Source organism: Streptomyces sp. NBRC 109706 (genome assembly GCF_000974485.1).
Taxonomy (GTDB): domain Bacteria; phylum Actinomycetota; class Actinomycetes; order Streptomycetales; family Streptomycetaceae; genus Streptomyces.
The window spans coordinates 759,010-782,077 of record NZ_BBOM01000007.1 but is presented as its reverse complement, the minus strand read 5'-3'; the positions used below and the strand labels follow the sequence as shown (position 1 = coordinate 782,077).

Below are 23,068 nucleotides of genomic sequence, written 5' to 3'. Positions count from 1 at the left end.
GAACAGGCGGGTTTACCGCACCGGCCGGTCCACCGCACAGGGGCCGCAGCCGGACAGCACGACCGGTCGCCGAGCCAGACAGGCCGACGTCCGCTCCAGGGAAGGACCCTTAGTGAGCGACACCACCGATCTGATGGGCGTGAGTGCCGACAGCGCCGACAAGACTTCCGGTGCTGCCTCCGCGTCCGCCACGGACGCTCCCGCCTCCGCTGCCCCCCGCCGCCGGCGTTCTGGTACCGGCCTTGACGGGATGGTCCTGGCTGAACTGCAGCAGGTCGCCTCCCAGCTGGGGATCAGGGGCACCGCGCGGATGCGCAAGAGCCAGTTGATCGAGGTGATCAAGGAGAAGCAGGCCGCCGGTTCCGGCGGCGGCGCGCCCGCCAAGTCGGCCGCCGCGCCGGCCGAGTCGGCACCGGCCGAGAAGCCGAAGCGCCGCAGCACCTCCAGGGCCCGCACCGGCGACGAGTCCGGTTCGCAGGGCCAGATCGACATCCCCGGTCAGACCGCGGAGGCCAAGCCCGAGGGCAAGGCGGCCGAGCGGAAGGCAGCCGAGCCCAAGGCCGCGGCCGAGCCCGCCGAGAAGGAGCGCAGGTCGGCCCGCGCGGCCGAGACCGGCACCGCCGGCAAGGCCGAGACCGCCAGGGCCGAGGCGCCGGGCGGCGACAACGGTCAGCGCGCCGAGAGCCGGGTCGAGAAGGCCGACAAGGGCGAGAAGGCCGCCGACAAGAGCGACCGGGCCGACGGCCAGTCCGACCGGCAGGCCAAGCGGGAGCGCCGCAGCAAGGGCAGCGACCGCCAGGGCAACAACCAGGGCGGTCAGGGCGGCAACCAGGGCGGCCAGGGCGGGGACCGTCAGGGCCAGAACAACCAGGGCGGTCGCAACAACCGCGACAAGGACGGCAGCCGCGAGCGGGACCGGGACGGGCGGGACAACCGCGAGAGCCGCGACAACCGCGACGGCCGGGACAACCGCGACGACGACTTCGAGGGCGGCCGGCGCGGCCGGCGCGGCCGCTACCGCGACCGCCGTGGCCGTCGGGGCCGCGACGAGATCGTCGAGCCGCAGGTCAGCGATGACGATGTGCTGATCCCGGTGGCCGGCATCCTCGACATCCTCGACAACTACGCCTTCGTCCGCACCTCCGGCTATCTGCCGGGCCCCAACGACGTCTATGTGTCGCTGGCCCAGGTCCGCAAGAACGGCCTGCGCAAGGGCGACCATGTCACCGGCGCGGTGCGGCAGCCGAAGGAGGGGGAGCGGCGGGAGAAGTTCAACGCGCTGGTCCGCCTCGACTCGGTCAACGGGATGGGCATCGAATCCGGCCGCAACCGGCCCGAGTTCAACAAGCTCACCCCGCTCTACCCGCAGGACCGGCTCCGTCTTGAGACCGACCCGGGCGCGCTGCTGCCGCGGATCATCGATCTGATCACCCCGATCGGCAAGGGCCAGCGCGGGCTGATCGTGGCCCCGCCGAGGACCGGCAAGACGACCATCATGCAGATGATCGCCAACGCCATCACGCACAACAACCCCGAGTGCCACCTGATGGTGGTGCTGGTGGACGAGCGTCCCGAAGAGGTCACCGACGTCCAGCGGGCGGTCAAGGGCGAGGTCATCTCCTCGACCTTCGACCGGCCGTCCGAGGACCACACCACCATCGCCGAGCTGGCCATCGAGCGGGCCAAGCGGCTGGTGGAGCTGGGCCACGACGTGGTCGTGCTGCTGGACAACCTCACCCGTCTCGGCCGCGCCTACAACCTGGCGGCCCCCGCCTCGGGCCGGATTCTCTCCGGCGGTGTGGACTCCGCGGCGCTGTACCCGCCGAAGAAGTTCTTCGGTGCCGCGCGGAACATCGAGGACGGCGGCTCGCTCACCATCCTCGCCACCGCCCTGGTGGAGACCGGCTCGCGGATGGACGAGGTGATCTTCGAGGAGTTCAAGGGCACCGGCAACATGGAGCTGAAGCTCGACCGGAAGCTCGCCGAGAAGCGGATCTTCCCCGCCGTCGACGTGGACGCCTCGGCGACCCGTAAGGAAGAGATCCTGATGGGCTCGGAGGAGCTGGCCATCGTCTGGAAGCTGCGCCGGGTGCTGCACGCGCTCGACTCGCAGCAGGCGATGGAGCTGCTGCTGGACCGGATGAAGAAGACCAAGTCCAACGCCGAGTTCCTGCTGCAGATCCAGAAGACCACGCCGACGCCGGGCAACGGGGACTGACCCCGCCGCGCCGCGTCCGCCGATGACGCCCCCGATCCACGCCGGATCGGGGGCGTCGTGGTGCCCGGGGTGACCGGCGGGTAGCCGCCGGGGCGCACCGCCGTCCATAACGGGGCACAATGGCTGAATGGTCCCTCCATCGGGTGAAGGGACGGCCCCGGCTCCCGGCGAGGAGGAGCCGCAGGACCGCCCGTCGAAGCCGCTCCGTCGCCGCCTGCTGCGCGTGACGTTGATCACCGTGCTGGCGCTCGCGCTGCTGCTCGGCATCGGGGGCACCGCGCTCTATCTCAAGCTCGACGGCAATATCTCCGGGATCGACATCGAGTCCGCGCTGGGCGAGGACCGCCCCGAGGACAGCGACAACGGCTCCCTCGACCTGCTGGTGCTCGGCTCCGACACCAGAAGCGGCGAGAACGGCGTCTTCGGCGGCGACGACCCGGACGGCGAGGCCCGTTCGGACACTGCGATGGTGGTGCACATCAACGAGGCGCACGACGCGGCGACGGTGGTCTCCATCCCGCGCGACACCCTGGTGCCCCGCCCCAGCTGCGAGCGGCTGGACGGCGGCGGCACCGCGCCCGCCAGCGAGCGGACCATGTTCAACGAGGCCTACGGCATAGGCGGCCCGGTGTGCGCGGTGAAGACGGTGGAGGCGCTGACCGGGCTGCGCATGGACCACTACCTGGAGCTGGACTTCGACGGCTTCGCCAAGCTGGTCGACACCCTGGGCGGGGTGCGCGTCACCACGCGTGAGGACATCGACGACGAGGACAGCCGGCTGCGGCTGACCGCCGGCACCCACACCCTCAGCGGCAAGGAGTCGCTGGCCCTGGTGCGCACCAGGAAGGCGGTGGGGGACGGCAGCGATCTCAGCCGCATCCAGCTCCAGCACTCCTTCCTCGACGCGCTGATGCGGCAGATCGAGGAGGTCGACCTGCTGGGCAACCCCAAGCGGCTCTACGATCTGGCGGACACCGCGACATCGGCCGTCACCACCGACTCCGATCTCGCCTCCGTCTCCAAGCTGCTCGGCCTGGCCCGCACCCTGCGCGAGGTGGACTCCGACGCGCTCCAGCTGGTCACCCTGCCGGTCGGCTACGATCCGGCCGACCCCAACCGGGTGGCCCCGCTCAGGGAGCAGTCCCGGCAGATGTGGACGGCGCTCAGGCACGACCGTCCGGTGCCCGAGTCCGCGATCAGGGACTCGGCGGCCGAGGAGGGCGGCGGCGACCAGCTGATCATCCAGGGCTGAGCCCGCGGGGAATGCCGGGAGCCGGCACCCCGTTTTGGTCGACGAGGACCAGTGCTGGCAGACTGGAGCGTCGGCCCCGGTTCACGGTGCGCAGCCCGCGCGCCGACCCGGTGCCCTCCCGAACCTAGGAGAAGCCTTGAAGCGCGACATTCACCCGGAGTACGTCGAGACCCAGGTCAGCTGCACCTGTGGCGCGTCGTTCACCACCCGCAGCACGGTCAGCGGGGGCAGTATCCGCGCCGACATGTGCTCGGAGTGCCACCCCTTCTACACCGGCAAGCAGAAGATCCTGGACACCGGTGGCCGTGTCGCCAGGTTCGAGGCCCGCTTCGGTAAGAACGCCGCGGCGAACCGCAAGTAGCGACCCCGTCGGCGCCGGCCGGCCGCTCACCGAGGTAAGCGGCCGAACCGGCGCCTTTCGTGTCCCCGTCACCCGCTGTCCCGCGATGTCGCTGTCCCTCGGGCCCGTGCCGGCCCGACCCAACTCCAGGAGCAACTGACCATGTTCGAGGCGGTCGAGGAACTGATCGGCGAGCACGCCGACCTCGAACGGCGGCTCGCCGACCCGTCGGTCCACACCGACCAGGCCGCCGTCCGCCGCTATGGCCGGCGCTATGCGGAGCTGACCCCGATCGTGCGGGCCTACCAGTCCTGGCGACAGCATGGCGACGATATCGAGACGGCCCGCGAACTGGCCCAGGAGGACCCGGAGTTCGCCGCCGAGGTCAAGACCCTGACGGCCCGCAGGGACGAGCTGACGGACGAGCTGCGGCTGCTGCTGGTGCCGCGCGACCCCAGCGACGACAAGGACGTCATCCTGGAGATCAAGGCCGGCGAGGGCGGCGACGAGTCCGCGCTGTTCGCCGGCGATCTGCTGCGGATGTATCTGCGGTACGCGGAACGCGTCGGCTGGCAGGCCGAGATCATCGAGGGCAACGAGTCCGATCTGGGCGGCTACAAGGACGTCTCGGTCGCGGTGAAGAGCCGGGGCACCCCCGATCCCGGCCTCGGCGTCTGGGCGCGGCTGAAGTACGAGGGCGGCGTGCACCGGGTGCAGCGGGTGCCGGCCACCGAGTCGCAGGGCCGCATCCACACCTCGGCCGCCGGCGTGCTGGTGCTGCCCGAGGCCGAGGACGTGGAGGTGGAGATCAGCCAGAACGACCTGCGGGTCGACGTCTACCGCTCCTCGGGCCCCGGCGGGCAGTCCGTCAACACCACGGACTCCGCCGTCCGCCTCACCCACCTGCCCACCGGCATCGTCGTCTCCTGCCAGAACGAGAAGAGCCAGCTCCAGAACAAGGAGCAGGCGCTGCGCATCCTGCGGGCGCGGCTGCTCGCCGCCGCCCAGGAGGAGGCGGACCGGGAGGCGTCCGACGCCCGGCGCAGCCAGGTCCGCACGGTGGACAGGTCGGAGCGGGTGCGCACCTACAACTACCCGGAGAACCGCATCTCCGACCATCGGGTCGGCTTCAAGGCGTATAACCTCGACCGGGTGCTCGACGGCGAGCTGGACGCGGTGATCCAGGCCTGTGTGGACGCCGATTCGGCGGCCAAGTTGGCGGCGGCGCAGTGAACGTAGGGTGGGCGATGTGACTGCTTCTTCCGGGTCTTCCGGGTCTTCCGGGGCCGTGGGCTCGTCCCCCGGCGCTTCGGGTTCCTCGCCGTCCGGGGGGCCCCGTTCGCTGTTGCTGGCGGAGGTGGCCAGGGCCACCCAGCGGCTGGCCGACGCCGGGGTGCCGTCGCCGAGGTTCGACGCCGAGGAGCTGGCCGCGCATGTGCACGGCACCAAGCGGTCCACGCTGCACCTGGTCGCCGACAGCGACTTCGACGCCCGCTACTGGGAGGCGGTGGCCCGCCGCGAGGCGCGCGAGCCGCTGCAGCACATCACCGGGCGGGCGTTCTTCCGCTATCTGGAACTCCAGGTCGGGCCAGGGGTGTTCGTGCCCAGGCCGGAGACGGAGTCCGTGGTCGGCTGGGCGATAGACGCGGTCCGCGCCATGGACGTGGCCGAGCCGCTGATCGTGGATCTCTGCACGGGCTCCGGCGCCATCGCGCTGGCGCTCGCCCAGGAGGTGCCGCGCTCCCGGGTGCACGCGGTGGAGCTGGACGAGCGGGCGCTCGGCTGGGCCAGGAAGAACGCCGAGGGCAGTCGGGTCGTGCTACACCAGGGCGATGCCCGCGAGGCGCTGCCCGAACTGGCAGGGCAGGTGGATCTGGTGATCTCCAACCCGCCCTATATCCCGCTCGGCGAATGGGAGCACGTGGCGCCGGAGGCACGCGACCACGACCCCCAACTGGCGCTGTTCTCCGGCGAGGACGGCCTCGACACCATCCGCGGCCTGGAGCGCGCCGCGCACCGGCTGCTGCGCCCCGGCGGGATGGTGGTGGTGGAGCACGCCGACACCCAGGGCGGCCAGGTGCCGTGGATCTTCACCGAGGACCGTGGCTGGGCGGATGCCGCCGACCACCCCGACCTCAACAACCGACCTCGGTTCGCCACCGCCCGACGGGTGGCCAGGTGACCGGCGACAGCGCCCCTGTGAGAGGAGCACACTGATGGCCCGGCGTTACGACTGCGCGGACGAGGTCGACCGTAAGCACGGTCTGCGCGAGGCGGCGTCCGCTGTCCGCAGGGGCGATCTGGTCGTCCTGCCGACCGACACGGTCTACGGGATCGGCGCCGACGCGTTCGACGCCAAGGCGGTGGCGGGGCTGCTGCGCGCCAAGGGTCGGGGCCGGGGCGTGCCGTCGCCGGTGCTGGTCGGCTCGCCGACCACCCTGCACGGGCTGGTCACGGACTTCTCCGAGCTGGCCTGGGAGCTGGTGGACGCCTTCTGGCCGGGCGCGCTGACCCTGGTCGCGCGGCACCAGCCGTCCCTCAACTGGGACCTGGGGGAGACCAGGGGCACCGTCGCGGTGCGGATGCCGCTGCACCCGGTGGCCATCGAACTGCTCAAGGAGATCGGCCCGATGGCCGTCTCCAGCGCCAACCTCACCGGCAAGCCGGCACCGCAGACCTGCGACCAGGCCCGGGACATGCTGGGCGACTCGGTCGCCGTCTACCTGGACGGCGGGCCCACCCCGGACAGCGTGCCGTCCTCGATCGTGGACGTCACGGGACGGGTGCCGGTGCTTCTGCGCGCCGGGGCGGTGAGCGAGGAGGAGCTCCGCAAGGTCGTACCCGATCTGGAGACCACGCATTGACGGCCTCCGCTGAGGGCCCCCCTGACCCCGGCATAGCGGCGCCCGGCACCGCGAGCGGGCGTCGCCCCGAAACCCCGGTCTTCCGGATTCTGCACGTCAGCACGGGCAACGTCTGCCGTTCCCCGATCACCGAACGTCTCACCCGGCAGGCCCTGGTCGACCGCCTGGGCGACCGGGCGCGGAGCGTGGTGGTGGAGAGCGCCGGCACCTGGGGGCACGAGGGCGCGCCCATGGAGGAGCACGCCGCCGAGCTGCTGGCCGAGTACGGCGCCAGCCCGTCCGGGTTCTTCGGCCGGGAGCTGCTGGACGAGCATGTGATAGAGGCCGATCTGGTGCTCACGGCCACCAGGGACCACCGGGCCCAGGTGATCTCGATGGGGCACTCCGCCGGGCTGCGCACCTTCACGCTCAAGGAGTTCACCCGGCTGGTGCGTGCCATCGACCTGGCGACCCTGCCGGCCGCCGGCTCCCCCGAGGCGCTGGTGTACCGCGCCCGCGCGCTGGCCAGGGCGGCAGCCGCGCTGCGCGGTTGGCTGCTGGCGCCGAACGTGGAGGCCGACGAGGTGCAGGACCCGTACGGCGCCCCGCTGCCCTACTTCCGCAGCGTGGGCGAGGAGATCAGGGTCGCGCTGGATCCGGTGGTCACCGCGCTCACCGGGGTGCCCGCGCGGCGGACGGATGCCGGGAACGCGGCGGTCTAGGCGGTTTCGGCCGCCCGGCGGGGCGGGGCCTACGCTGGAGTCAGGCCGATAACCGCCCTTGCGTGGCGCCGAGGTGGGGGTTGGGGCATGAGAGGGTGTTGCGCGGTAGACCAGCGAGACCTCTGGGGCAGCTTGTGCGCGAATACCTGTTGACGCTCTGCGTCGCGGCGGCCGTCACCTACCTGCTGACCGGCCCGGTGCGGAAGTTCGCCATCGCCTGGGGGGCCATGCCACCGATCAGGGCGCGTGACGTCCATCGTGAGCCCACGCCCAGGCTGGGCGGGATCGCGATGTTCGGCGGCCTCTGCGCCGGCCTGCTGGTCGCCTCCCAACTGACCAACGTGGGCGCGGTGTTCCGGCTCTCGGACGAGCCCAAGGCGCTGCTCTCCGGGGCCGCGCTGATCTGGGTGGTCGGCGTGCTGGACGACAAGTACGGGGTGGACGCGCTCGTCAAGCTGGGCCTGCAGATGATCGCCGCCGGGGTGATGGTGCTCCAGGGGCTGACCATCCTGTGGCTCCCGGTGCCCGGCGTCGGCATGGTCGCGCTGACCCCGATGCAGGGCACGCTGCTGACCGTGGCGATCGTGGTGATCACCATCAACGCGGTCAACTTCGTGGACGGCCTCGACGGGCTCGCGGCCGGCATGGTGTGCGTGGCCGCCGCGGCGTTCTTCCTGTACGCGTACCGCATCTGGTACGGCTACGGCATCGAGGCGGCGGCCCCGGCCACGCTCTTCGCCGCCGTGCTGGTGGGGATGTGCCTCGGCTTCCTGCCGCACAACGTGCATCCGGCGCGGATCTTCATGGGCGACTCGGGCTCGATGCTGCTGGGCCTGGTGCTCGCGGCCGGCGCGGTCTCCATCACCGGGCAGGTGGACCCGGACGCGCTCAAGCTGTTCGCCGGCTCGGAGCGGAGCGCGGTGAGCACGACGGTTCCCGTCTACATGCCGCTGCTGCTGCCGCTGACGATCATCATCGTGCCCTTCCTCGACCTGGTGCTGGCGATCGTCCGCCGCACCTGGAACGGCCGTTCGCCGTTCGCCGCCGACCGGGGGCATCTGCACCACCGGCTGCTGGAGATCGGCCACTCGCAGAGCCGGGCGGTGCTGATCATGTACTTCTGGTCGGCCCTGGTGGCCTTCGGCGCGGTGGGGTACTCGGTCCGCTCCGACGCCTGGGTGGTGCCGCTGGTGGTCGGGCTCTCCGCGGTGGGTCTGGTGGCGCTGCTGCTGCCCCGGTTCACCCCCAGGGTGCCGTCCTGGGCCGAGCGGCTGGTGCCGCCCCGCTACCGGGTGCGGCGCGAGGACGGGCCGGCGCGTCCGGCGGAGCCGGCGGCCCGCGCCTGGGCCGAGGAGCCGACCCGCCGGCTGGAGCCGGCGCAGCCGGCGCAGCCGGCGGAGGAGCCGGCGCGGGGCTCGGACGGCGCCCGGCAGGATCGGCCGACGCCCGGGTTGAACGGGGCCACGGCGGTGGGGGACCGGCAGCGGTTCGCGGTCCGCCGGAAGATCGACACCAGGTCGTGACCGGGGGCCTCGCGGCCCTAACACAGCTGGTCGGAGACGCCCGTCGGGGCGCGCCGACGGTACTCCTATGGGTGTGAGGTCCTGCACACGTTCGAGTAAAGACCTCATCAAAAAGATTGTGATAGCGTTCACGAAACCCCGTAGCTAGCCCCAGAGTCGGGGTGAAACCGCTCGTCAACGACGACAGTCCCCAAGCCCGTCGGAGTCACACTTCCATGCAGTCCATCGACGCCCGGATCATCCGAGGCGCCGCGATCCCCACTGCCGCCGTAGGCGCCGTCGCCACCGTGGTCGCCGCGCTGTTGGCTGGGGCCTCCGGAGCGGGAGGAACGGCGCTCGGAGTCTTCGTGGCCGCCGCCTTCTTCGCGATCGGGCTGCTCTCCCTGGGCTATGTGGGACAACGCTGGCCGGAGCTCTTCCTCGGCGCGGCGTTCCTCATCTACACCACGCAGATGGGTCTGTTGCTCCTGCTGCTGGTGTTGCTGAAGGACGCCGACTTCCTCAACGGGCGTGCGTTCGCCATCGGTGTCGTGGTGGGTACCGTCGTCTGGCTGGCCGGGCAGGCCCGGAGCCATCTCACGGCGAAGATCCTCTACGTCGAGCCTGAGGCCGACACCGACCGGGCCGCCGTCACGCCGGGTGGTTCCCCATGACCAGCCGTGGTGGCGAAGGGGGCTGTATAAGCACTGTCCTCGCGGGCTGCTATCGTCCGTCGCCGAGGGCTGGCCTCAGGGCGACGCGCGCGCTGTGCGGGACAACGCCACGGCCGCGGACCAGCCGCCCTTCCGTCACACCTAGTCCAGTGCCGCTCCGTGGTATGCCACCACGCCGACACATCGAGGTAGCCGTATCCATGCGTCACGCCGAGGGAGTCTCGCGGTGAGTAATGACCAGGTGCTCGCCTTCGAGACCGACTGCCATCTCTTCAAGGACTGTGGCTTCCCCGCCCCGTCTGAGTGGTCGTTCATCTTTGAGCCGCTGTTCACCATCGGGTCGTTCGAGGTCAACAAGCCGATGGCGCTGGTGTTTCTGAGCACCGTCATCATCTGCGGGTTCTTCTGGACGGCCTTCGCCCGGCCCAAGGTGGTGCCGGGGAAGCTCCAGATGATCGCCGAGGCGGGCTACGACTTCGTGCACCGGGGCGTCGCCCGCGAGACCATGGGTAAGAAGGGCGAGCCCTATGTGCCCCTCCTGGTCTCGTTGTTCTTCTTCGTCTGGATCATGAACATCTGGGCGATCATCCCGTTCGCCCAGTTCCCGGCGACCTCGATCATCGCCTATCCGGCGGCGCTCGCGCTGATCGTCTGGTCCACGTACATGTTCCTGACGTTCAAGAACCACGGTCTGGTCGGCGGCATCAGGAACCTCTGTGTGCCCGGGGGTCTGCCCAAGGGCATCTATGTGATCCTCACGCCGATCGAGTTCCTCTCGAACGTCTTCATCCGGCCGCTGACGTTGACGGTCCGGCTCTTCGCGAACATGTTCGCGGGCCACCTGTTGTTGTTGGTCTTCACCATCGGCACCTGGTACACCCTGGGTACCGTCATCGGGACGTTCTTCTCGATCTCCTCGCTGCTCGTGACGCTGCTCGTCACGCTCTTCGAGATGTTCATCCAGGCGCTCCAGGCGTATGTGTTCACGGTGTTGGCCGCCTCCTACATCTCCCAGGCCCTCGAAGAGGCGCACTGAGAGGCCCGTCCCGGTCGCCCGGGACCCGGCGGGTAGCCGCCACTGAAGAAACCGCAACGCATCCCGGTGGACATCCCCCGCCGGGTCACCACAGAGAAGGAATACACGGACATGTCCGCAGCTCTCGCCGCAGTTGAAGGCAGCATCAACACCATCGGCTTCGGTGTCGCGGCCCTCGGCCCCGGTATTGGTATCGGCATCATCTTCGGTAACGGTGTCCAGGCCATCGCCCGTCAGCCCGAGGCCGCCGGCCTGATCCGCCAGAACATGCTGCTCGGTTTCGCCGTCGTCGAGGCGCTGGCGCTGATGGGCTTCGTGCTCGCCTTCGCCCTCTGACGTAGGTCTCGAAGCCACTACCGAGGAAGGGTCCACCATGCTGTTGCAACTGGCCGCGGAGGAACCGCAGAGCCCTGTGGTACCGGTGGTGCCTGAGATCGTCATCGGTCTCATCTGCTTCGGTGTCGTCTTCTTCGTCTTCTACAAGAAGCTCCTGCCCTCCATCAACAAGACGCTGGAGGAGCGGCGGGAAGCCATCGAAGGCGGGATGGAGAAGGCCGAGGCTACGCAGGCCGAAGCCCGACAGACGCTGGAAAGCTACAAGGAGCAGCTGCAGGAGGCTCGGCACGAGGCCGCGCGCCTGCGCCAGGAGGCCAAGGAGCAGGGCGCCGCGCTCATCGCCGAGATGCGCGAGGAAGGGCAGCGCCAGCGCGAGGAGATCCTCGCCGCCGGCCATGCCCAGATCGACGCCGACCGCAAGCAGGCGTCCGAACTGCTCCGGCAGGACGTCGGAAAGCTGGCCGTGGAGCTGGCCGGTCGGCTGGTCGGGGAGTCCCTTGAGGACCATGCCCGACAGAGCCGCACGATCGACCGCTTCCTCGACGAGCTGGAGGCCAAGGCCGAGGCGGCGGGAACCGAGGCCGCCCGATGATGGGAGCGAGCCGCGAGGCGCTGGACGCCGCGCGGGAACGGCTGGACACGTTGGCCGACAGCACCGGCGTGGATGTCGCCGCGCTGGCCGGTGAGCTGGCCGCCGTCACCGTCCTGCTCGACCGCGAGGTCGGGCTGCGACGGGTGCTGACCGACCCCGCCCAGGCCGGTGAGGCCAAGGCGGAGCTGGTCGGCAGGCTGCTGTCGGGCCAGGTGGGCGGCGAGGCGGTCGACCTGGTCTCGGGCATGGTCCGGTCCCGCTGGTCCGCTTCGCGTGATCTGGTGGACGCGATCGAGGCGCTGGCGGACACCGCCGACCTGATCGTGGCCGAGCGGGACGGCAGCCTGGACTCGGTGGAGGACGAGCTGTTCCGGTTCGGCCGGATCGTCGTCACCGCCCCCGAGCTGCGTTCCGCGCTCAGCGTCAAGGACCGGGGCGAGCGCGCCGTCGCCGCCCAGACCGAGCTGGTGCGCCGGCTGCTGGGCGGCCGGGCTCACGAGGTCACGCTCCGGCTGATCGTCCGCCTCGTGGAACATCCGCGGGGACGTAGCCTGGAGGGTGGGCTCGAAGCGCTGAGCGCGGTCGCCGCCGAGCGGCGGAATCGTTCAGTCGCGGTGGTCACCTCGGCGGTGCCCCTCACCGACCAGCAGCGGCAGCGCCTCGGTGATGCCCTCGGCCGGCTCTACGGCCGGCAGGTCCAGCTCAATCTCGACGTGGACCCCGAGGTCCTCGGCGGGATCACGGTCCGGATCGGTGACGAGGTCATCCACGGCACCATCGCCGACCGGCTGGACGAGGTCACCCGGCGCATGGCGGGCTGATCGCGCACGGCGCGCACACCAACTCAACAAGCAGGACCAGCGGCCCGGGTTGGGCCGTAGCGGAAGAACTTACGGGCCCAACAAGGAGAGCAGGGAACCCAGATGGCGGAGCTCACGATCCGGCCGGATGAGATCCGGGACGCACTGGAGACCTTCGTCCAGTCGTACACGCCGGACGCGGCCTCGCGGGAAGAGGTCGGGACGGTCAGCGTTGCCGGTGACGGCATCGCGAAGGTCGAGGGGCTGCCCTCGGCCATGGTGAACGAACTGCTGGAGTTCGAGGACGGCACCCTCGGCCTCGCCCTCAACCTTGAGGAGCGGGAGATCGGCGTCGTCGTCCTCGGTGAGTTCACCGGCATCGAGGAGGGCCAGGCGGTGCGGCGCACCGGCGAGGTGCTCTCCGTCGGGGTCGGCGACGGCTACCTGGGCCGGGTCGTGGACCCGCTGGGTAACCCGATCGACGGCCTGGGCGAGATCGAGACCACGGGTCGCCGGGCGCTGGAACTCCAGGCTCCGTCGGTGATGCAGCGCAAGTCGGTGCACGAGCCCATGGAGACCGGCTACAAGGCCGTGGACACCATGACGCCGATCGGCCGTGGCCAGCGTCAGCTGATCATCGGTGACCGGCAGACGGGCAAGACCGCGCTCGCCGTTGACACGATCATCAACCAGCGTGACAACTGGCGTTCCGGCGACCCGAACAAGCAGGTCCGCTGCATCTATGTGGCGGTCGGCCAGAAGGGCTCCACCATCGCGTCCGTGCGCGGCGCGCTGGAGGAGGCGGGCGCCCTGGAGTACACCACCATCGTGGCGGCTCCGGCCTCCGACCCGGCCGGCTTCAAGTACATCGCGCCCTACACCGGCTCGGCCATCGGCCAGCACTGGATGTATGACAGCAAGCATGTGCTGATCATCTTCGACGACCTGTCCAAGCAGGCCGACGCCTACCGCGCGGTCTCCCTGCTGCTGCGCCGCCCGCCGGGCCGCGAGGCGTACCCGGGCGACGTGTTCTACCTCCACTCCCGGCTGCTGGAGCGCTGCGCCAAGCTCTCCGACGAGATGGGCGCCGGCTCGATGACGGGCCTGCCGATCGTGGAGACCAAGGCCAACGACGTCTCCGCGTTCATCCCGACCAACGTGATCTCCATCACCGACGGTCAGTGCTTCCTGGAGTCCGACCTCTTCAACGCGGGCCAGCGGCCGGCGCTGAACGTGGGTATCTCGGTCTCCCGGGTCGGTGGCTCCGCCCAGCACAAGGCGATCCGGCAGATCACCGGTTCGCTCCGGGTGGACCTGGCGCAGTTCCGTGAGCTGGAGGCGTTCGCCGCCTTCGGTTCCGACCTGGACGCCGCGTCCAAGGCCCAGCTGGAGCGGGGGCGGCGGATGGTCGAGCTGCTCAAGCAGGAGCAGTACAGCCCGTACTCCACGGAGAACCAGGTGGTCTCCATCTGGGCCGGCACCAACGGCCTGATGGACGACATCCCGGTGGGCGACATCCGTCGGTTCGAGCGTGAGCTCCTGGACTACCTCGGTCGTGAGCGCAAGGACCTGATGACCAGCATCCGTGAGGGCGGCAAGATGTCCGCCGAGACGGTCGAGGCCATCAGGACCGCCGTCACGCAGTTCAAGGAGCAGTTCGAGACCGCGGACGGCAAGCTGCTGGGCGAGGGCTGATCCATGGCGGCTTCACTACGCGTATACAAGCGCCGGATCAAATCGGTCACCGCGACCAAGAAGATCACGCGGGCGATGGAGATGATCGCCGCCTCGCGGATCGTCAAGGCGCAGCGCAAGGTGGCGGCCTCCTCGCCGTACGCGGACGAGCTGACGGCGGCGGTCACCGCGGTCGCGCACGGCTCCGACGCGAAGCACCCGCTGACCACCGAGGCCAAGCGGCCGCGGCGGGCCGCGGTGCTGGTGATCACCAGCGACCGGGGTCTGGCGGGCGCCTACTCCAGCAACGCCATCAAGGCGGGCGAGCACCTGACCGGGCAGCTGGCGAGCGAGGGCAAGGAGGTGGACACCTACATCGTGGGCCGCAAGGGCGTGTCGTACTACGCCTTCCGGGAGCGCCCGGTGACGCGGTCGTGGACGGGGTTCACCGACAACCCGACCTATGCCGACGCCAAGGAGGTCGCTGCCCCCTTGATCGAGGCGATGGAGCGGGACACGAGCGAGGGCGGCGTCGACGAGCTGCACATCGCGTTCACGGAGTTCGCGTCGATGATGACGCAGACCCCGGTCGAGCGCAGGCTGCTGCCGTTGAAGCTGGAGCGCACCGCCGAGGATTCGGCGGAGGTCTTCAGCAAGGGCCAGCAGGTGCACGCGCTCTACGACTTCGAGCCGTCGCCGGAGGAGGTGTTGGACGCGCTGCTGCCGCGCTATGTGGAGAGCCGTATCTACAACGCGCTGCTGCAGTCGGCCGCCTCCAAGCACGCGGCGACCCGGCGGGCGATGAAGTCGGCCACCGACAACGCCGAGGATTTGATCAAGTCGCTGACGCGGCTTGCCAACGCGGCCCGCCAGGCCGATATCACCCAGGAAATCTCTGAGATCGTCGGTGGCTCCAGCGCCTTGGCCGACGCGAGCGCGGGAAGTGAACGCTAACCATGACTACTGCTGCCGAGGCGGCCCCCAAGCAGGCTCTGCCGACCGGGCGGGTCGCGCAGGTCCGTGGACCAGTCGTTGACGTGGAATTCCCCGTTGACGCGATGCCGGACATCTACAACGCGTTGACCGTGCAGATCGCCGACCCGGCGAACGCGGGCGCCGCGAAGACGCTGACCCTGGAGGTCGCGCAGCACCTGGGCCAGGGCCTGGTGCGCACGATCGCCCTGGAGCCCAACGACGGCCTGGTCCGTCAGGCCGAGGTGACCAACACCGGCGCGGGCATCAGGGTGCCGGTCGGCGATGTCACCAAGGGCCGGGTGTTCAACACCCTGGGCAAGATCCTCAACGAGCCCGAGGCCGAGTCCGAGGTCACCGAGCGGTGGGAGATCCACCGCAAGGCCCCGGCGTTCGACCAGCTTGAGTCCAAGACCGAGATGTTCGAGACCGGTCTGAAGGTCATCGACCTGCTGACCCCTTATGTCAAGGGCGGCAAGATCGGCCTCTTCGGGGGTGCGGGCGTCGGCAAGACGGTCCTCATCCAGGAGATGATCATGCGTGTGGCGAAGCTGCACGAGGGCGTCTCCGTGTTCGCCGGCGTCGGTGAGCGCACCCGTGAGGGCAACGACCTGATCGCGGAGATGGCCGAGTCCGGCGTGCTCCCGCAGACCGCGCTGGTCTTCGGCCAGATGGACGAGCCCCCGGGCACCCGGCTGCGGGTCGCGCTGACCGGTCTGACCATGGCGGAGTACTTCCGCGATGTGCAGAAGCAGGACGTGCTGTTCTTCATCGACAACATCTTCCGCTTCACCCAGGCCGGCTCCGAGGTCTCCACGCTGCTGGGCCGGATGCCGTCCGCGGTGGGCTACCAGCCCAACCTCGCCGACGAGATGGGTGTGCTCCAGGAGCGCATCACCTCGACGCGTGGTCACTCGATCACCTCGATGCAGGCGATCTATGTGCCCGCCGACGACCTGACCGACCCGGCCCCGGCGACCACCTTCGCCCACCTGGACGCCACCACGGTGCTCTCCCGGCCGATCTCGGAGAAGGGCATCTACCCGGCGGTCGACCCGCTGGACTCGACGTCCCGCATCCTGGACCCGCGCTACATCTCGCAGGACCACTACGAGTGCGCCTCCCGGGTCAAGGGGATCCTGCAGAAGTACAAGGACCTCCAGGACATCATCGCCATTCTCGGCATCGACGAGCTGGGCGAGGAGGACAAGCTCACGGTCAGCCGGGCCCGGCGGATCGAGCGGTTCCTGTCGCAGAACACCCACGCGGCCAAGCAGTTCACCGGTATGGACGGCTCGGACGTTCCGCTGGACGAGTCCATCGCGGCGTTCAACGCGATCGCCGACGGCGACTACGACCACTTCCCCGAGCAGGCGTTCTTCATGTGCGGTGGCCTGGACGACCTCAAGGCCAAGGCCAAGCAGCTGGGCGTCTCCTGATGCCGTTGCCCGTGGGGCGGGACACCCCGCCCCACGGGTCCCGGAGATCGGGAACTATTCTTCGACCAAGCCAGTGACTATCCAGGATATTCAAAGGTGAACAGGAGCCATCGTGGCTGAGCTGCACGTCGAGTTGGTCGCGGCCGACCGACAGGTCTGGTCCGGCGACGCCAGCCTGGTGATCGCGCGCACCATCACCGGTGACATCGGCATCATGCCCGACCACCAGCCGGTGCTCAGTGTGCTGCGGTCCGGCCCGGTGACCATCCGCACCACGGGCGAGAGCGGCGAGGGCACGGTGATCGCGGCCGTGCACGGAGGCTTCCTCTCCTACACGGACGGTAAGCTGTCGCTGCTCGCCGAGGTGGCTGAGCTGGCCGACGAGATCGATGTCGAGCGGGCCCAGCGAGCGCTGGAGCAGGCCAAGGCGGAGACGGACGAGTCGGCCGAGCGCCGAGCCTCCGTCCGGCTGCAGGCCGTGGCGGCGGAGCGCTGAGACGGACGGAGTAATCGCGCCCCTCGGGGGCCGGTATGAGCACATGAGGCGAGGAGGTCGGTCGGGATGGTCCTCGCCTTGTCTGCGCTGGGCGCGGTGCTGCTGCTACTGGTGCTCGGACTTTTCGCCTTCGGGCTACGCCGCCGGGTGATCCAACGCTCCGGCGGCACTTTTGACTGCAGCGCGCGGTTCGCCCCGCCCCGCGCCGGCCAGTCGATGGGCAAGGGCTGGCTCTACGGGGTCGCCCGATACAGCGGGGATCGCGTCGAGTGGTTCCGCGTCTTCTCCTACGCCTGGCGGCCCCGGCGATCGTTGCACCGCGAGCGGATCCAGGTGCGGGACCGGCGTATCCCGCAGGGGGACGAGGAGCTGGCGCTGCTGCCGGGCGCTGTGGTGCTCAACTGTCGGCACGACGGCCTCGACGTGGAGCTGGCGATGAGCGAGGACGCGCTGACGGGCTTTCTGGCCTGGCTGGAGGCGGCCCCACCGGGGCAGCGGGTCAACGTCGCCTGAGCGGTTCGCCGCCGGCGGGCGGCGGCTTGGGCACCAGATCGGCGCGGACACCAGATCGGCGCGGAACACGAGATCGGGGTGGAACCGGCGGATGCCGGCTCCACCCCGATTTCCCGTGGGGGGCTTCCGTGGGGGAACGTTCCCGGGTGGGCTCAGCCGGCGTTCAGGCCGGAGTCGATGGCGTCCAGCAGGGCGCCGTCGCTGGTGTCGCCGGAGAACTCCCAGAAGAACGCACCGCCGAGACCCTGGTCGTTGGCCCAGGCCATCTTGTCCGTGACGGTGGCCGGGGTGTCGTAGCTCCACCAGTTGTTGCCGCAGTGGGCGTAGGCGGTGCCGGCGACGGTGCCGCTGGGCGGGCAGCTCTGCGCCAGGACCTTGTAGTCCTCGATGCCGGCCTCGTAGGTGCCGGGGGCCGCGCCGGTGGCGGTGCCGCCGGGCTCGGTCTGGGTGACGCCGGTCCAGCCACGGCCGTAGAAGCCGATGCCGAGCAGCAGCTTCTCCGCCGGCACGCCCTGGGCGATCAGCGCGTCGATGGCGTCCTCGCTGGTGAAGCCCTCCTGGGGGATGCCGTCATAGGAGGTCAGCGGGGAGTGCGGGGCGGTGGGCCCGGCCGCGTTGAAGGCGCCGAAGAAGTCGTAGGTCATCACGGCGATGTAGTCCGCGTACTGGGCGCCATAGGCGTAGTCCGATGCCGCGATCTTGCCGCCGTCGGAGGCGTCGGCGGTGATGGCGGCGGTGACCAGCTGGTCGCCGAAGACGCCCCGGAAGGCGCTCATCATGTCGCCGAAGGCCTCGGGGCCCGACTCGTCACAGCTGAGACCGCAGGCGTTGGGGTACTCCCAGTCCAGGTCGATGCCGTCGAAGACGCCGGCCCAGCGCGGATCGTTGACGAGGTCGTAACAGGACTGGGCGAACGCCTGGGGGTTCTGCATGGCCTCGGTGAAGCCGCCGGACCAGGTCCAGCCGCCGAAGGACCACAGCACCTTGATGTGCGGGAACTGCTCCTTCAGCTGGAGCAACTGGTTGAAGCTGCCGCGCAGTTCGCCGGGCTCCCAGCCGTCGGCCTCGCCGCTGACGCTCTCGGCGGCGGAGTAGGCGCGGTCGTAGGCGGCGTAGGAGTCGCCCATCACGCATTCGCCGCCGACCACGTTGCCGAAGGCGTAGTTGATGTGGGTGATCTGCTCGGCCGAGCCGGAGTCCACGATGTCCTTGACGTGGTAGTCCCGGTCGTAGATGCCCCATTCGGTGAAGTAGCCGAGGCGGACGTCGCCGGCGGCCTGCGGGGCGGCCTCCTCGGCGCCGGCCTGGCTGGGCCCGGTCAGGGCGATCAGCCCGGAGAGCGGGAGGGCGACGGCGGTGAGCAGGGTGATCAGCCGCCGGGTACGCCGGGTGCGCCGGGGGTGCGGCCGGTCGGTGGTGGGTTCTGATGATCTGAGGGAGAGTTTCACGGGGGGCTCCCGAAGTTGTCGGACAGCGGTGTGGGGACTGCTCCGTCACAGGAGCGCGCAGGTCAGCGAGTTGGGAACGGCGCTGGTGTTGTCATGGCGCGCTCACTGTGAATGCCGTGAGCGTAGAGTGGTCTGGACCACGGGTCAATAGGTCTGTACCAAAGCAGGGTTCGGCGCCCGACGGCTCGGCGGTACCGTCGACGCACACCCCGACCCGGTGCCGGGTCAGCGGCCGCTCAGCCCGGCCTCCTGCGCCAGCACCGCCGCCTGCACCCGGTTGCTGATGCCCAACTTCCCGAGGATCCGGCTGACATGGGTCTTCACGGTGGCCTCGGCCATGGTCAGCCGGTCCGCGATCTGCGCGTTGGACAGGCCCTCACCGACCTGCGCCAACACCTCGCGCTCCCGGGGGGTGAGGGTGTCGATTTTGGCGTCCTTCCCGGCGGGGTGGGGCGGCCGCGCGGGGTGACGGGCGAACTCGGCGATCAGCCGGCGGGTCACCGCGGGGGCGATCACCCCCTCCCCGGCGGCCACCGTGCGGACGGAGGCGAGCAGCGTCGCCGCATCGCTGTCCTTGAGCAGGAAGCCGCCGGCGCCCGCGCGCAGCGCGCCGAAGACATAGGCGTCGAAGTCGAAGGTGGTCAGCACCAGCACCTCGGCCAGCCGTTCGGCGACGATCCGCTCGGTGGCCGAGACCCCGTCCAGACGTGGCATCTGGAGGTCCATCAGCACCAGGTCGGGGCGTAGCTCGGCGGCGAGCGCCACCGCCTCCTCGCCGTCGCCCGCCTCGCCGACCACCTCGATGTCCCCGGCGTCGCGCAGGATCAGCACCAGGCCCTGGCGCACCGCCGCCTGGTCGTCGGCGACCAGCACCCGGATCGTCATGCGCTCGACACCCTTTCGGTCAGCGGTAGTTCGGCCGTCACCCGCCAGACGGGGGCGTCCGGCGATGGGCCGGCGTGGAAGGAGCCGCGCAGCAGTTCGGCGCGCTCAGCCATCCCGACCAGACCGGCGCGGAACCCGGGGCGGGCGGGGGCGGCCCCGGCCCGGTAGGGGCTGGTCACGGTGATGGCGAGCCGAACGTCGTCCTGGTCGAGACAGACCCGCACCTCGCCGGGGGCGGCGTGTTTGACGGCGTTGTTGAGGGACTCCTGCACGATACGGTAGGCGGCCAGCTCGACGGGCGCCGGCGGCCGGGAGCCCTTCGGACGCCGGTCGCTGGCGAGGAACCGCAGCCGCCCGGTGGCGTCGCTGCGCTCGGCCCTGGCCAGCAGCGTGCCGAGCGCGGCGAGGCTGGGGGCGGCCTCGGGAGGATCGTCGGCGTCGTTCCCACGGAGCAGGCCGATCAACCGGCGCATCTCGGTCAGGCCCTGGGTGCTGTTCTCGCGGATCACGGCCAGCGCCTCGGCGGTGGTCTCCGGGCGGCGCAGGGAGAGCGCGGCGGTGGAGTGGATCGCGATCACCGAGAGATGGTTGGCCACCACATCGTGCAACTCCCTGGCCATGCGGGCGCGTTCGGCGGAGACCGCCTGGACCCGGTCCATCTCGGCCAGCAGCGCCGTCTGCTCGGCCCGCAGCCGCTCGGCCGCCGCCTCGTCCCTGCGCTCCCGCAGCAGCAGGCCGGTCCAGGCCGGGGTGGACAGGACCCCGCCGATCAGCGCGCCCAACAGCAGTGCCTCCGCCTGGCGCAGCCAGACCACCAGGGTGAGCGCGGTGGCGACGCTGAGCACGGTGCTGCCATGGACCAGGGCCCGGCCGAAGCGGGCGGGGCCATAGAGGACCGACGCGTAGATCACATCAGTGAACATCACCAGCACGGCCAGCGAGCCGCCCGCCAGCGCGTCCAGGGCGAGGGCGGGGACGGAGAGCGCCAGCGCCGATCGGGGCAGCGCGCGACGGCCCAGCTCCGCCAGGCACATCAGCAGCAGGCCGGGCACCCGCGGCCAGTCGGCGCTCCGGTCCGGGGCCATCGTGTAGAGGTCGAGGACGATGGCGACCACCCCGCCGACCAGCCCCGCCAGGGCGATCAGCCCGTCGTCGCGGTGGGGACGGGGCAGCGTGCGCATGGCCCCATGACATCACCTGACGCCGTCCGGCGGCACCTGCGGTGGGGGTACATCGAACGGTGCAGGCGGGCGGTGCGGAAATCGTCGGGGACGACGAGGCGGTGGCCCTCCCCGGCCGGGGACGCTGGAGGAGATACCGGATGAGGGAGGGGAAGGGGGCGATGTCGGTGGTCGGTCTGATCCTCGCCGCCGAGGTGGGCTTCTGGGTGGTGCTCGGGGCCGGGCTCACGGTGCGCTACGGACTGCGGGCGCCGCGTGTCGGCGGGGCGTTGCTCTGTGCGGTGCCGCTGATCGACCTGACGCTGCTGGTGGCCACGGCGGTCGATCTGCGGCGTGGGGCGGAGATGGGGACGGGCCATGGCCTGGCCGTGCTCTATCTGGGGTTCACCGTGGCCTATGGCCACTATGTGATCCGGTGGGCGGACGGCCATGCCGCGCATCGGTTCGGCGGCGGGCCCCGGCCGGCGAAACCGCCGCGCCATGGCCGGGCGCGGGTCGGGCACGAGTGGCGGCTGTTGCGGTTGACGCTGCTTGCGGTGCTGATCTCCCTGGTGGTGGCCCAGTTGATGGTCTGGTACGTGGACCGGCCGGGCACCACCGAGGGGATGGCCGAGGTGCGGCTGCGGGCGCTGGGGATGCTGCTGGTCCACGGGCTGTTCGCGGCCGGCTACTCGGTCCGGGCCGGGCTGCCGCCGGCGTCGGGGAAGGCGCCGCCCCGGGGGGTGGGCGCGGGGGAGTGAGGGCCCCGCGCCCCTGGCTCCGGTGGGCGCTGATCAGCGGTTGTCGCCGGGGACCCAGAGCACGTCGCCCTGTTCGGCGTTGGCGGCCCTGGCCAGGATGAACAGCAGGTCGGAGAGCCGGTTGAGGTAGGTGGCGGTGAGCGGGTTCATGGTGTCGCCGTGTTCGTCGAGGGCGGCCCAGGTGGACCGTTCGGCGCGCCGGACCACGGTGCACGCCTGGTGGAGCAGGGCGGCGCCGGGGGTGCCGCCGGGGAGGATGAAGCTGCGCAGCTTCTCCAACTCGGCGAGGAAACGGTCGCAGTCGGCCTCCAGACGGTCGACATAGCTCTGCTCGACCCGCAGCGGGGGATGCTCCGGGTTCTCGACGACCGGGGTGCAGAGGTCGGCGCCGACGTCGAAGAGGTCGTTCTGTACGCGCACCAGCGTGGCGCGGACATCGTCGGACAGCTCGCCGAGAGCCAACGCCGTGCCGATCACGGCATTGGCCTCGTTGCTGTCGGCATAGGCGGCGATCCGCGAGTCGGTCTTGGCGGTCCGGCTCATGTCGCCCAGCGCCGTGGTGCCGCTGTCTCCGGTACGGGTGTAGATCCGGGTGAGGTTGACCATGGCGGGAGCCTACTCGGCTTTCAGGCGCCGGCCCGGCGGAAGAGGCGGATGCCCAGGGCGGCCGAGCAGACGGCCAACAGCGCCGCGGCCAGGGCTCCTTCGGCTATCGCGGCGGATCCGTAGTCCCCGACGAATGCCGCGCGCACCGCCTCCACCAGATAGCGGAGCGGGATGAGGCGGGAGAGCGCGTCCAACCAGCCGGGGGCCAGCGCCATCGGCAGCAGGATGCCGGAGAGCAGCATCAGCGGCAGGTTGACTGAGTTGATCACGGGCGCGAACTCCTGGGGGCTGTTCACACGCATGGCGAAGGCGTAGGAGAGCGAGGCCAGCGCGACGGCCAGGGTGGCGACGAAGACAAAGCCGATCAGCACCCCGAGGACGGGCGCGCGCAGGCCGAATGCCACCCCGGCCAGCACCAGGACCGTGGACTGGGCCACCAGCACGACCACATCGCGCAGCACCCGCCCGAGCAGCAGCGCGGTGCGGCTGACGGGGGTGACCCGCATCCGCTCCACCACGCCCGTCTGCTTCTCCATGACGATGCCGAAGCCGGCGAACGCGGAGCTGAACAGGCCGAGTTGGATCAGCAGCCCGGGGACCAGGGTCCCCCAGGAGTCGCCTCTGCCGCCCAGCGGCACCTCCCGGAGGAGTGGGCCGAAGAAGGAGAGAAAGAGCAGGGGCTGGATCAGCGCGAAGAGGAGGCCGATCCGGGAGCGCAGGGTCTGCCGCAGACAGCGGCCGAAGACCAGGCCGGAATCGGAGAGCACGGGGGTCATGACGGGTGGGGCCTTTCGGCGCG

General features: G+C 70.5%; 24 protein-coding genes. 19 read left to right on the top strand and 5 right to left on the bottom strand.

Features of this window, described 5'->3' with window-relative positions; translation table 11 throughout:
- The first annotated feature begins 112 nt into the window (after positions 1 to 112).
- The 18 genes from rho to AOM46_RS17315 all read left to right on the top strand — a co-directional run bounded on the left by rho (position 113) and on the right by AOM46_RS17315 (position 17,409).
- Positions 113 to 2,218 carry a transcription termination factor Rho gene (gene rho, locus AOM46_RS17400; RefSeq protein WP_062212478.1) on the top strand — a complete coding sequence of 702 codons (2,106 nt, stop codon included), beginning with the start codon at positions 113 to 115 and terminating at the stop codon, positions 2,216 to 2,218.
- Between the two features lie 127 nt (positions 2,219 to 2,345).
- Positions 2,346 to 3,470 carry an LCP family protein gene (locus AOM46_RS17395; RefSeq protein ID WP_062212475.1) on the top strand — a complete coding sequence of 375 codons (1,125 nt, stop codon included), beginning with the start codon at positions 2,346 to 2,348 and terminating at the stop codon, positions 3,468 to 3,470.
- Between the two features lie 136 nt (positions 3,471 to 3,606).
- Positions 3,607 to 3,831: a 50S ribosomal protein L31 gene (gene rpmE, locus AOM46_RS17390; RefSeq protein WP_062212472.1), complete on the top strand. Its 225-nt coding sequence runs from the start codon at positions 3,607 to 3,609 to the stop codon at positions 3,829 to 3,831.
- A gap of 141 nt (positions 3,832 to 3,972) precedes the next feature.
- Positions 3,973 to 5,043 (top strand): peptide chain release factor 1, encoded by a 1,071-nt coding sequence (prfA, locus tag AOM46_RS17385; RefSeq protein ID WP_062212469.1) that lies wholly within the window; start codon positions 3,973 to 3,975, stop codon positions 5,041 to 5,043.
- Between the two features lie 55 nt (positions 5,044 to 5,098).
- A complete protein-coding gene (gene prmC, locus AOM46_RS17380) occupies positions 5,099 to 5,992 on the top strand; it encodes a peptide chain release factor N(5)-glutamine methyltransferase (protein WP_078856906.1) in 894 nt (297 codons plus the stop codon).
- A 34-nt stretch (positions 5,993 to 6,026) separates the two neighbouring features.
- A complete protein-coding gene (locus AOM46_RS17375; protein ID WP_062212466.1) occupies positions 6,027 to 6,674 on the top strand; it encodes an L-threonylcarbamoyladenylate synthase in 648 nt (215 codons plus the stop codon).
- Positions 6,671 to 7,375, top strand: a complete 705-nt coding sequence (locus AOM46_RS17370) for a protein-tyrosine-phosphatase (protein ID WP_078856905.1) — start codon at positions 6,671 to 6,673, stop codon at positions 7,373 to 7,375. Before AOM46_RS17375 ends, AOM46_RS17370 begins: the two co-directional genes overlap by 4 nt.
- Before the next feature lie 134 nt (positions 7,376 to 7,509).
- Positions 7,510 to 8,898 (top strand): MraY family glycosyltransferase, encoded by a 1,389-nt coding sequence (locus AOM46_RS17365; RefSeq protein ID WP_062212463.1) that lies wholly within the window; start codon positions 7,510 to 7,512, stop codon positions 8,896 to 8,898.
- Between the two features lie 215 nt (positions 8,899 to 9,113).
- Positions 9,114 to 9,551 (top strand): hypothetical protein, encoded by a 438-nt coding sequence (locus tag AOM46_RS17360; protein WP_062212461.1) that lies wholly within the window; start codon positions 9,114 to 9,116, stop codon positions 9,549 to 9,551.
- 226 nt (positions 9,552 to 9,777) lie between these two features.
- Entirely contained in the window at positions 9,778 to 10,587 is an 810-nt protein-coding gene (gene atpB / locus AOM46_RS17355; RefSeq protein ID WP_062212458.1) for a F0F1 ATP synthase subunit A, read from the top strand.
- 111 nt (positions 10,588 to 10,698) lie between these two features.
- Positions 10,699 to 10,923, top strand: a complete 225-nt coding sequence (atpE, locus tag AOM46_RS17350; protein ID WP_062212455.1) for an ATP synthase F0 subunit C — start codon at positions 10,699 to 10,701, stop codon at positions 10,921 to 10,923.
- Positions 10,924 to 10,960: 37 nt separating this feature from the next.
- Positions 10,961 to 11,515, top strand: a complete 555-nt coding sequence (locus tag AOM46_RS17345; protein WP_062212454.1) for a F0F1 ATP synthase subunit B — start codon at positions 10,961 to 10,963, stop codon at positions 11,513 to 11,515.
- Positions 11,512 to 12,336 (top strand): F0F1 ATP synthase subunit delta, encoded by an 825-nt coding sequence (locus AOM46_RS17340; RefSeq protein WP_062212451.1) that lies wholly within the window; start codon positions 11,512 to 11,514, stop codon positions 12,334 to 12,336. Before AOM46_RS17345 ends, AOM46_RS17340 begins: the two co-directional genes overlap by 4 nt.
- Before the next feature lie 102 nt (positions 12,337 to 12,438).
- On the top strand, positions 12,439 to 14,010 hold the full coding sequence (gene atpA, locus AOM46_RS17335; protein ID WP_062212449.1) for a F0F1 ATP synthase subunit alpha: 1,572 nt from the start codon (positions 12,439 to 12,441) through the stop codon (positions 14,008 to 14,010).
- Between the two features lie 3 nt (positions 14,011 to 14,013).
- On the top strand, positions 14,014 to 14,943 hold the full coding sequence (locus AOM46_RS17330) for a F0F1 ATP synthase subunit gamma (RefSeq protein WP_062212447.1): 930 nt from the start codon (positions 14,014 to 14,016) through the stop codon (positions 14,941 to 14,943).
- A 2-nt stretch (positions 14,944 to 14,945) separates the two neighbouring features.
- Positions 14,946 to 16,400 (top strand): F0F1 ATP synthase subunit beta, encoded by a 1,455-nt coding sequence (atpD, locus tag AOM46_RS17325; protein WP_062212444.1) that lies wholly within the window; start codon positions 14,946 to 14,948, stop codon positions 16,398 to 16,400.
- Between the two features lie 112 nt (positions 16,401 to 16,512).
- Entirely contained in the window at positions 16,513 to 16,896 is a 384-nt protein-coding gene (locus AOM46_RS17320; RefSeq protein ID WP_062212441.1) for a F0F1 ATP synthase subunit epsilon, read from the top strand.
- 66 nt (positions 16,897 to 16,962) lie between these two features.
- Entirely contained in the window at positions 16,963 to 17,409 is a 447-nt protein-coding gene (locus AOM46_RS17315; protein WP_062212438.1) for a DUF2550 domain-containing protein, read from the top strand.
- Between the two features lie 152 nt (positions 17,410 to 17,561).
- Here the strand turns inward: AOM46_RS17315 and AOM46_RS17310 are convergent, their stop codons facing one another.
- The 3 genes from AOM46_RS17310 to AOM46_RS17300 all read right to left on the bottom strand — a co-directional run bounded on the left by AOM46_RS17310 (position 17,562) and on the right by AOM46_RS17300 (position 20,923).
- The gene (locus AOM46_RS17310; protein WP_062212435.1) at positions 17,562 to 18,857 is read right to left on the bottom strand and encodes a glycoside hydrolase family 18 protein; all 1,296 of its coding nucleotides are present in this window, start codon (positions 18,855 to 18,857) and stop codon (positions 17,562 to 17,564) included.
- Positions 18,858 to 19,082: 225 nt separating this feature from the next.
- Positions 19,083 to 19,742, bottom strand: coding sequence for a response regulator transcription factor (locus AOM46_RS17305; protein ID WP_062212431.1), 660 nt, complete (start codon positions 19,740 to 19,742; stop codon positions 19,083 to 19,085).
- Positions 19,739 to 20,923 (bottom strand): sensor histidine kinase, encoded by a 1,185-nt coding sequence (locus AOM46_RS17300; RefSeq protein ID WP_062212428.1) that lies wholly within the window; start codon positions 20,921 to 20,923, stop codon positions 19,739 to 19,741. The genes AOM46_RS17305 and AOM46_RS17300 overlap by 4 nt, the downstream gene beginning before the upstream one ends.
- 140 nt (positions 20,924 to 21,063) lie before the next feature.
- On the opposite strand from AOM46_RS17300, the gene AOM46_RS17295 reads away from it, so the two are divergent.
- Positions 21,064 to 21,663, top strand: a complete 600-nt coding sequence (locus AOM46_RS17295) for a hypothetical protein (RefSeq protein ID WP_234313818.1) — start codon at positions 21,064 to 21,066, stop codon at positions 21,661 to 21,663.
- A 33-nt stretch (positions 21,664 to 21,696) separates the two neighbouring features.
- Here AOM46_RS17295 and AOM46_RS17290 read toward each other — a convergent pair whose 3' ends face one another.
- Both AOM46_RS17290 and AOM46_RS17285 read right to left on the bottom strand, forming a co-directional pair.
- Positions 21,697 to 22,269: a cob(I)yrinic acid a,c-diamide adenosyltransferase gene (locus AOM46_RS17290; RefSeq protein WP_062212421.1), complete on the bottom strand. Its 573-nt coding sequence runs from the start codon at positions 22,267 to 22,269 to the stop codon at positions 21,697 to 21,699.
- A 20-nt stretch (positions 22,270 to 22,289) separates the two neighbouring features.
- Entirely contained in the window at positions 22,290 to 23,045 is a 756-nt protein-coding gene (locus AOM46_RS17285) for an ABC transporter permease (protein ID WP_062212418.1), read from the bottom strand.
- Between the last annotated feature and the right edge of the window lie 23 nt (positions 23,046 to 23,068).

What these genes read in the sequence shown, in the direction of transcription:
- AOM46_RS17395 (WP_062212475.1), top strand. Translation starts at nt 2,346, where the DNA reads ATGGTCCCTCCATCGGGTGAAGGGACGGCCCCGGCTCCCGGCGAGGAG.
- atpA (WP_062212449.1), top strand. Translation starts at nt 12,439, where the DNA reads ATGGCGGAGCTCACGATCCGGCCGGATGAGATCCGGGACGCACTGGAG.
- prfA (WP_062212469.1), top strand. Translation starts at nt 3,973, where the DNA reads ATGTTCGAGGCGGTCGAGGAACTGATCGGCGAGCACGCCGACCTCGAA.
- AOM46_RS17285 (WP_062212418.1), bottom strand. Translation starts at nt 23,045, where the DNA reads ATGACCCCCGTGCTCTCCGATTCCGGCCTGGTCTTCGGCCGCTGTCTG.
- AOM46_RS17315 (WP_062212438.1), top strand. Translation starts at nt 16,963, where the DNA reads ATGGTCCTCGCCTTGTCTGCGCTGGGCGCGGTGCTGCTGCTACTGGTG.
- AOM46_RS17300 (WP_062212428.1), bottom strand. Translation starts at nt 20,923, where the DNA reads ATGCGCACGCTGCCCCGTCCCCACCGCGACGACGGGCTGATCGCCCTG.
- atpD (WP_062212444.1), top strand. Translation starts at nt 14,946, where the DNA reads ATGACTACTGCTGCCGAGGCGGCCCCCAAGCAGGCTCTGCCGACCGGG.
- AOM46_RS17330 (WP_062212447.1), top strand. Translation starts at nt 14,014, where the DNA reads ATGGCGGCTTCACTACGCGTATACAAGCGCCGGATCAAATCGGTCACC.
- AOM46_RS17375 (WP_062212466.1), top strand. Translation starts at nt 6,027, where the DNA reads ATGGCCCGGCGTTACGACTGCGCGGACGAGGTCGACCGTAAGCACGGT.
- AOM46_RS17360 (WP_062212461.1), top strand. Translation starts at nt 9,114, where the DNA reads ATGCAGTCCATCGACGCCCGGATCATCCGAGGCGCCGCGATCCCCACT.
- atpE (WP_062212455.1), top strand. Translation starts at nt 10,699, where the DNA reads ATGTCCGCAGCTCTCGCCGCAGTTGAAGGCAGCATCAACACCATCGGC.
- AOM46_RS17345 (WP_062212454.1), top strand. Translation starts at nt 10,961, where the DNA reads ATGCTGTTGCAACTGGCCGCGGAGGAACCGCAGAGCCCTGTGGTACCG.
- AOM46_RS17290 (WP_062212421.1), bottom strand. Translation starts at nt 22,269, where the DNA reads ATGGTCAACCTCACCCGGATCTACACCCGTACCGGAGACAGCGGCACC.
- AOM46_RS17340 (WP_062212451.1), top strand. Translation starts at nt 11,512, where the DNA reads ATGATGGGAGCGAGCCGCGAGGCGCTGGACGCCGCGCGGGAACGGCTG.
- AOM46_RS17295 (WP_234313818.1), top strand. Translation starts at nt 21,064, where the DNA reads ATGAGGGAGGGGAAGGGGGCGATGTCGGTGGTCGGTCTGATCCTCGCC.
- AOM46_RS17305 (WP_062212431.1), bottom strand. Translation starts at nt 19,742, where the DNA reads ATGACGATCCGGGTGCTGGTCGCCGACGACCAGGCGGCGGTGCGCCAG.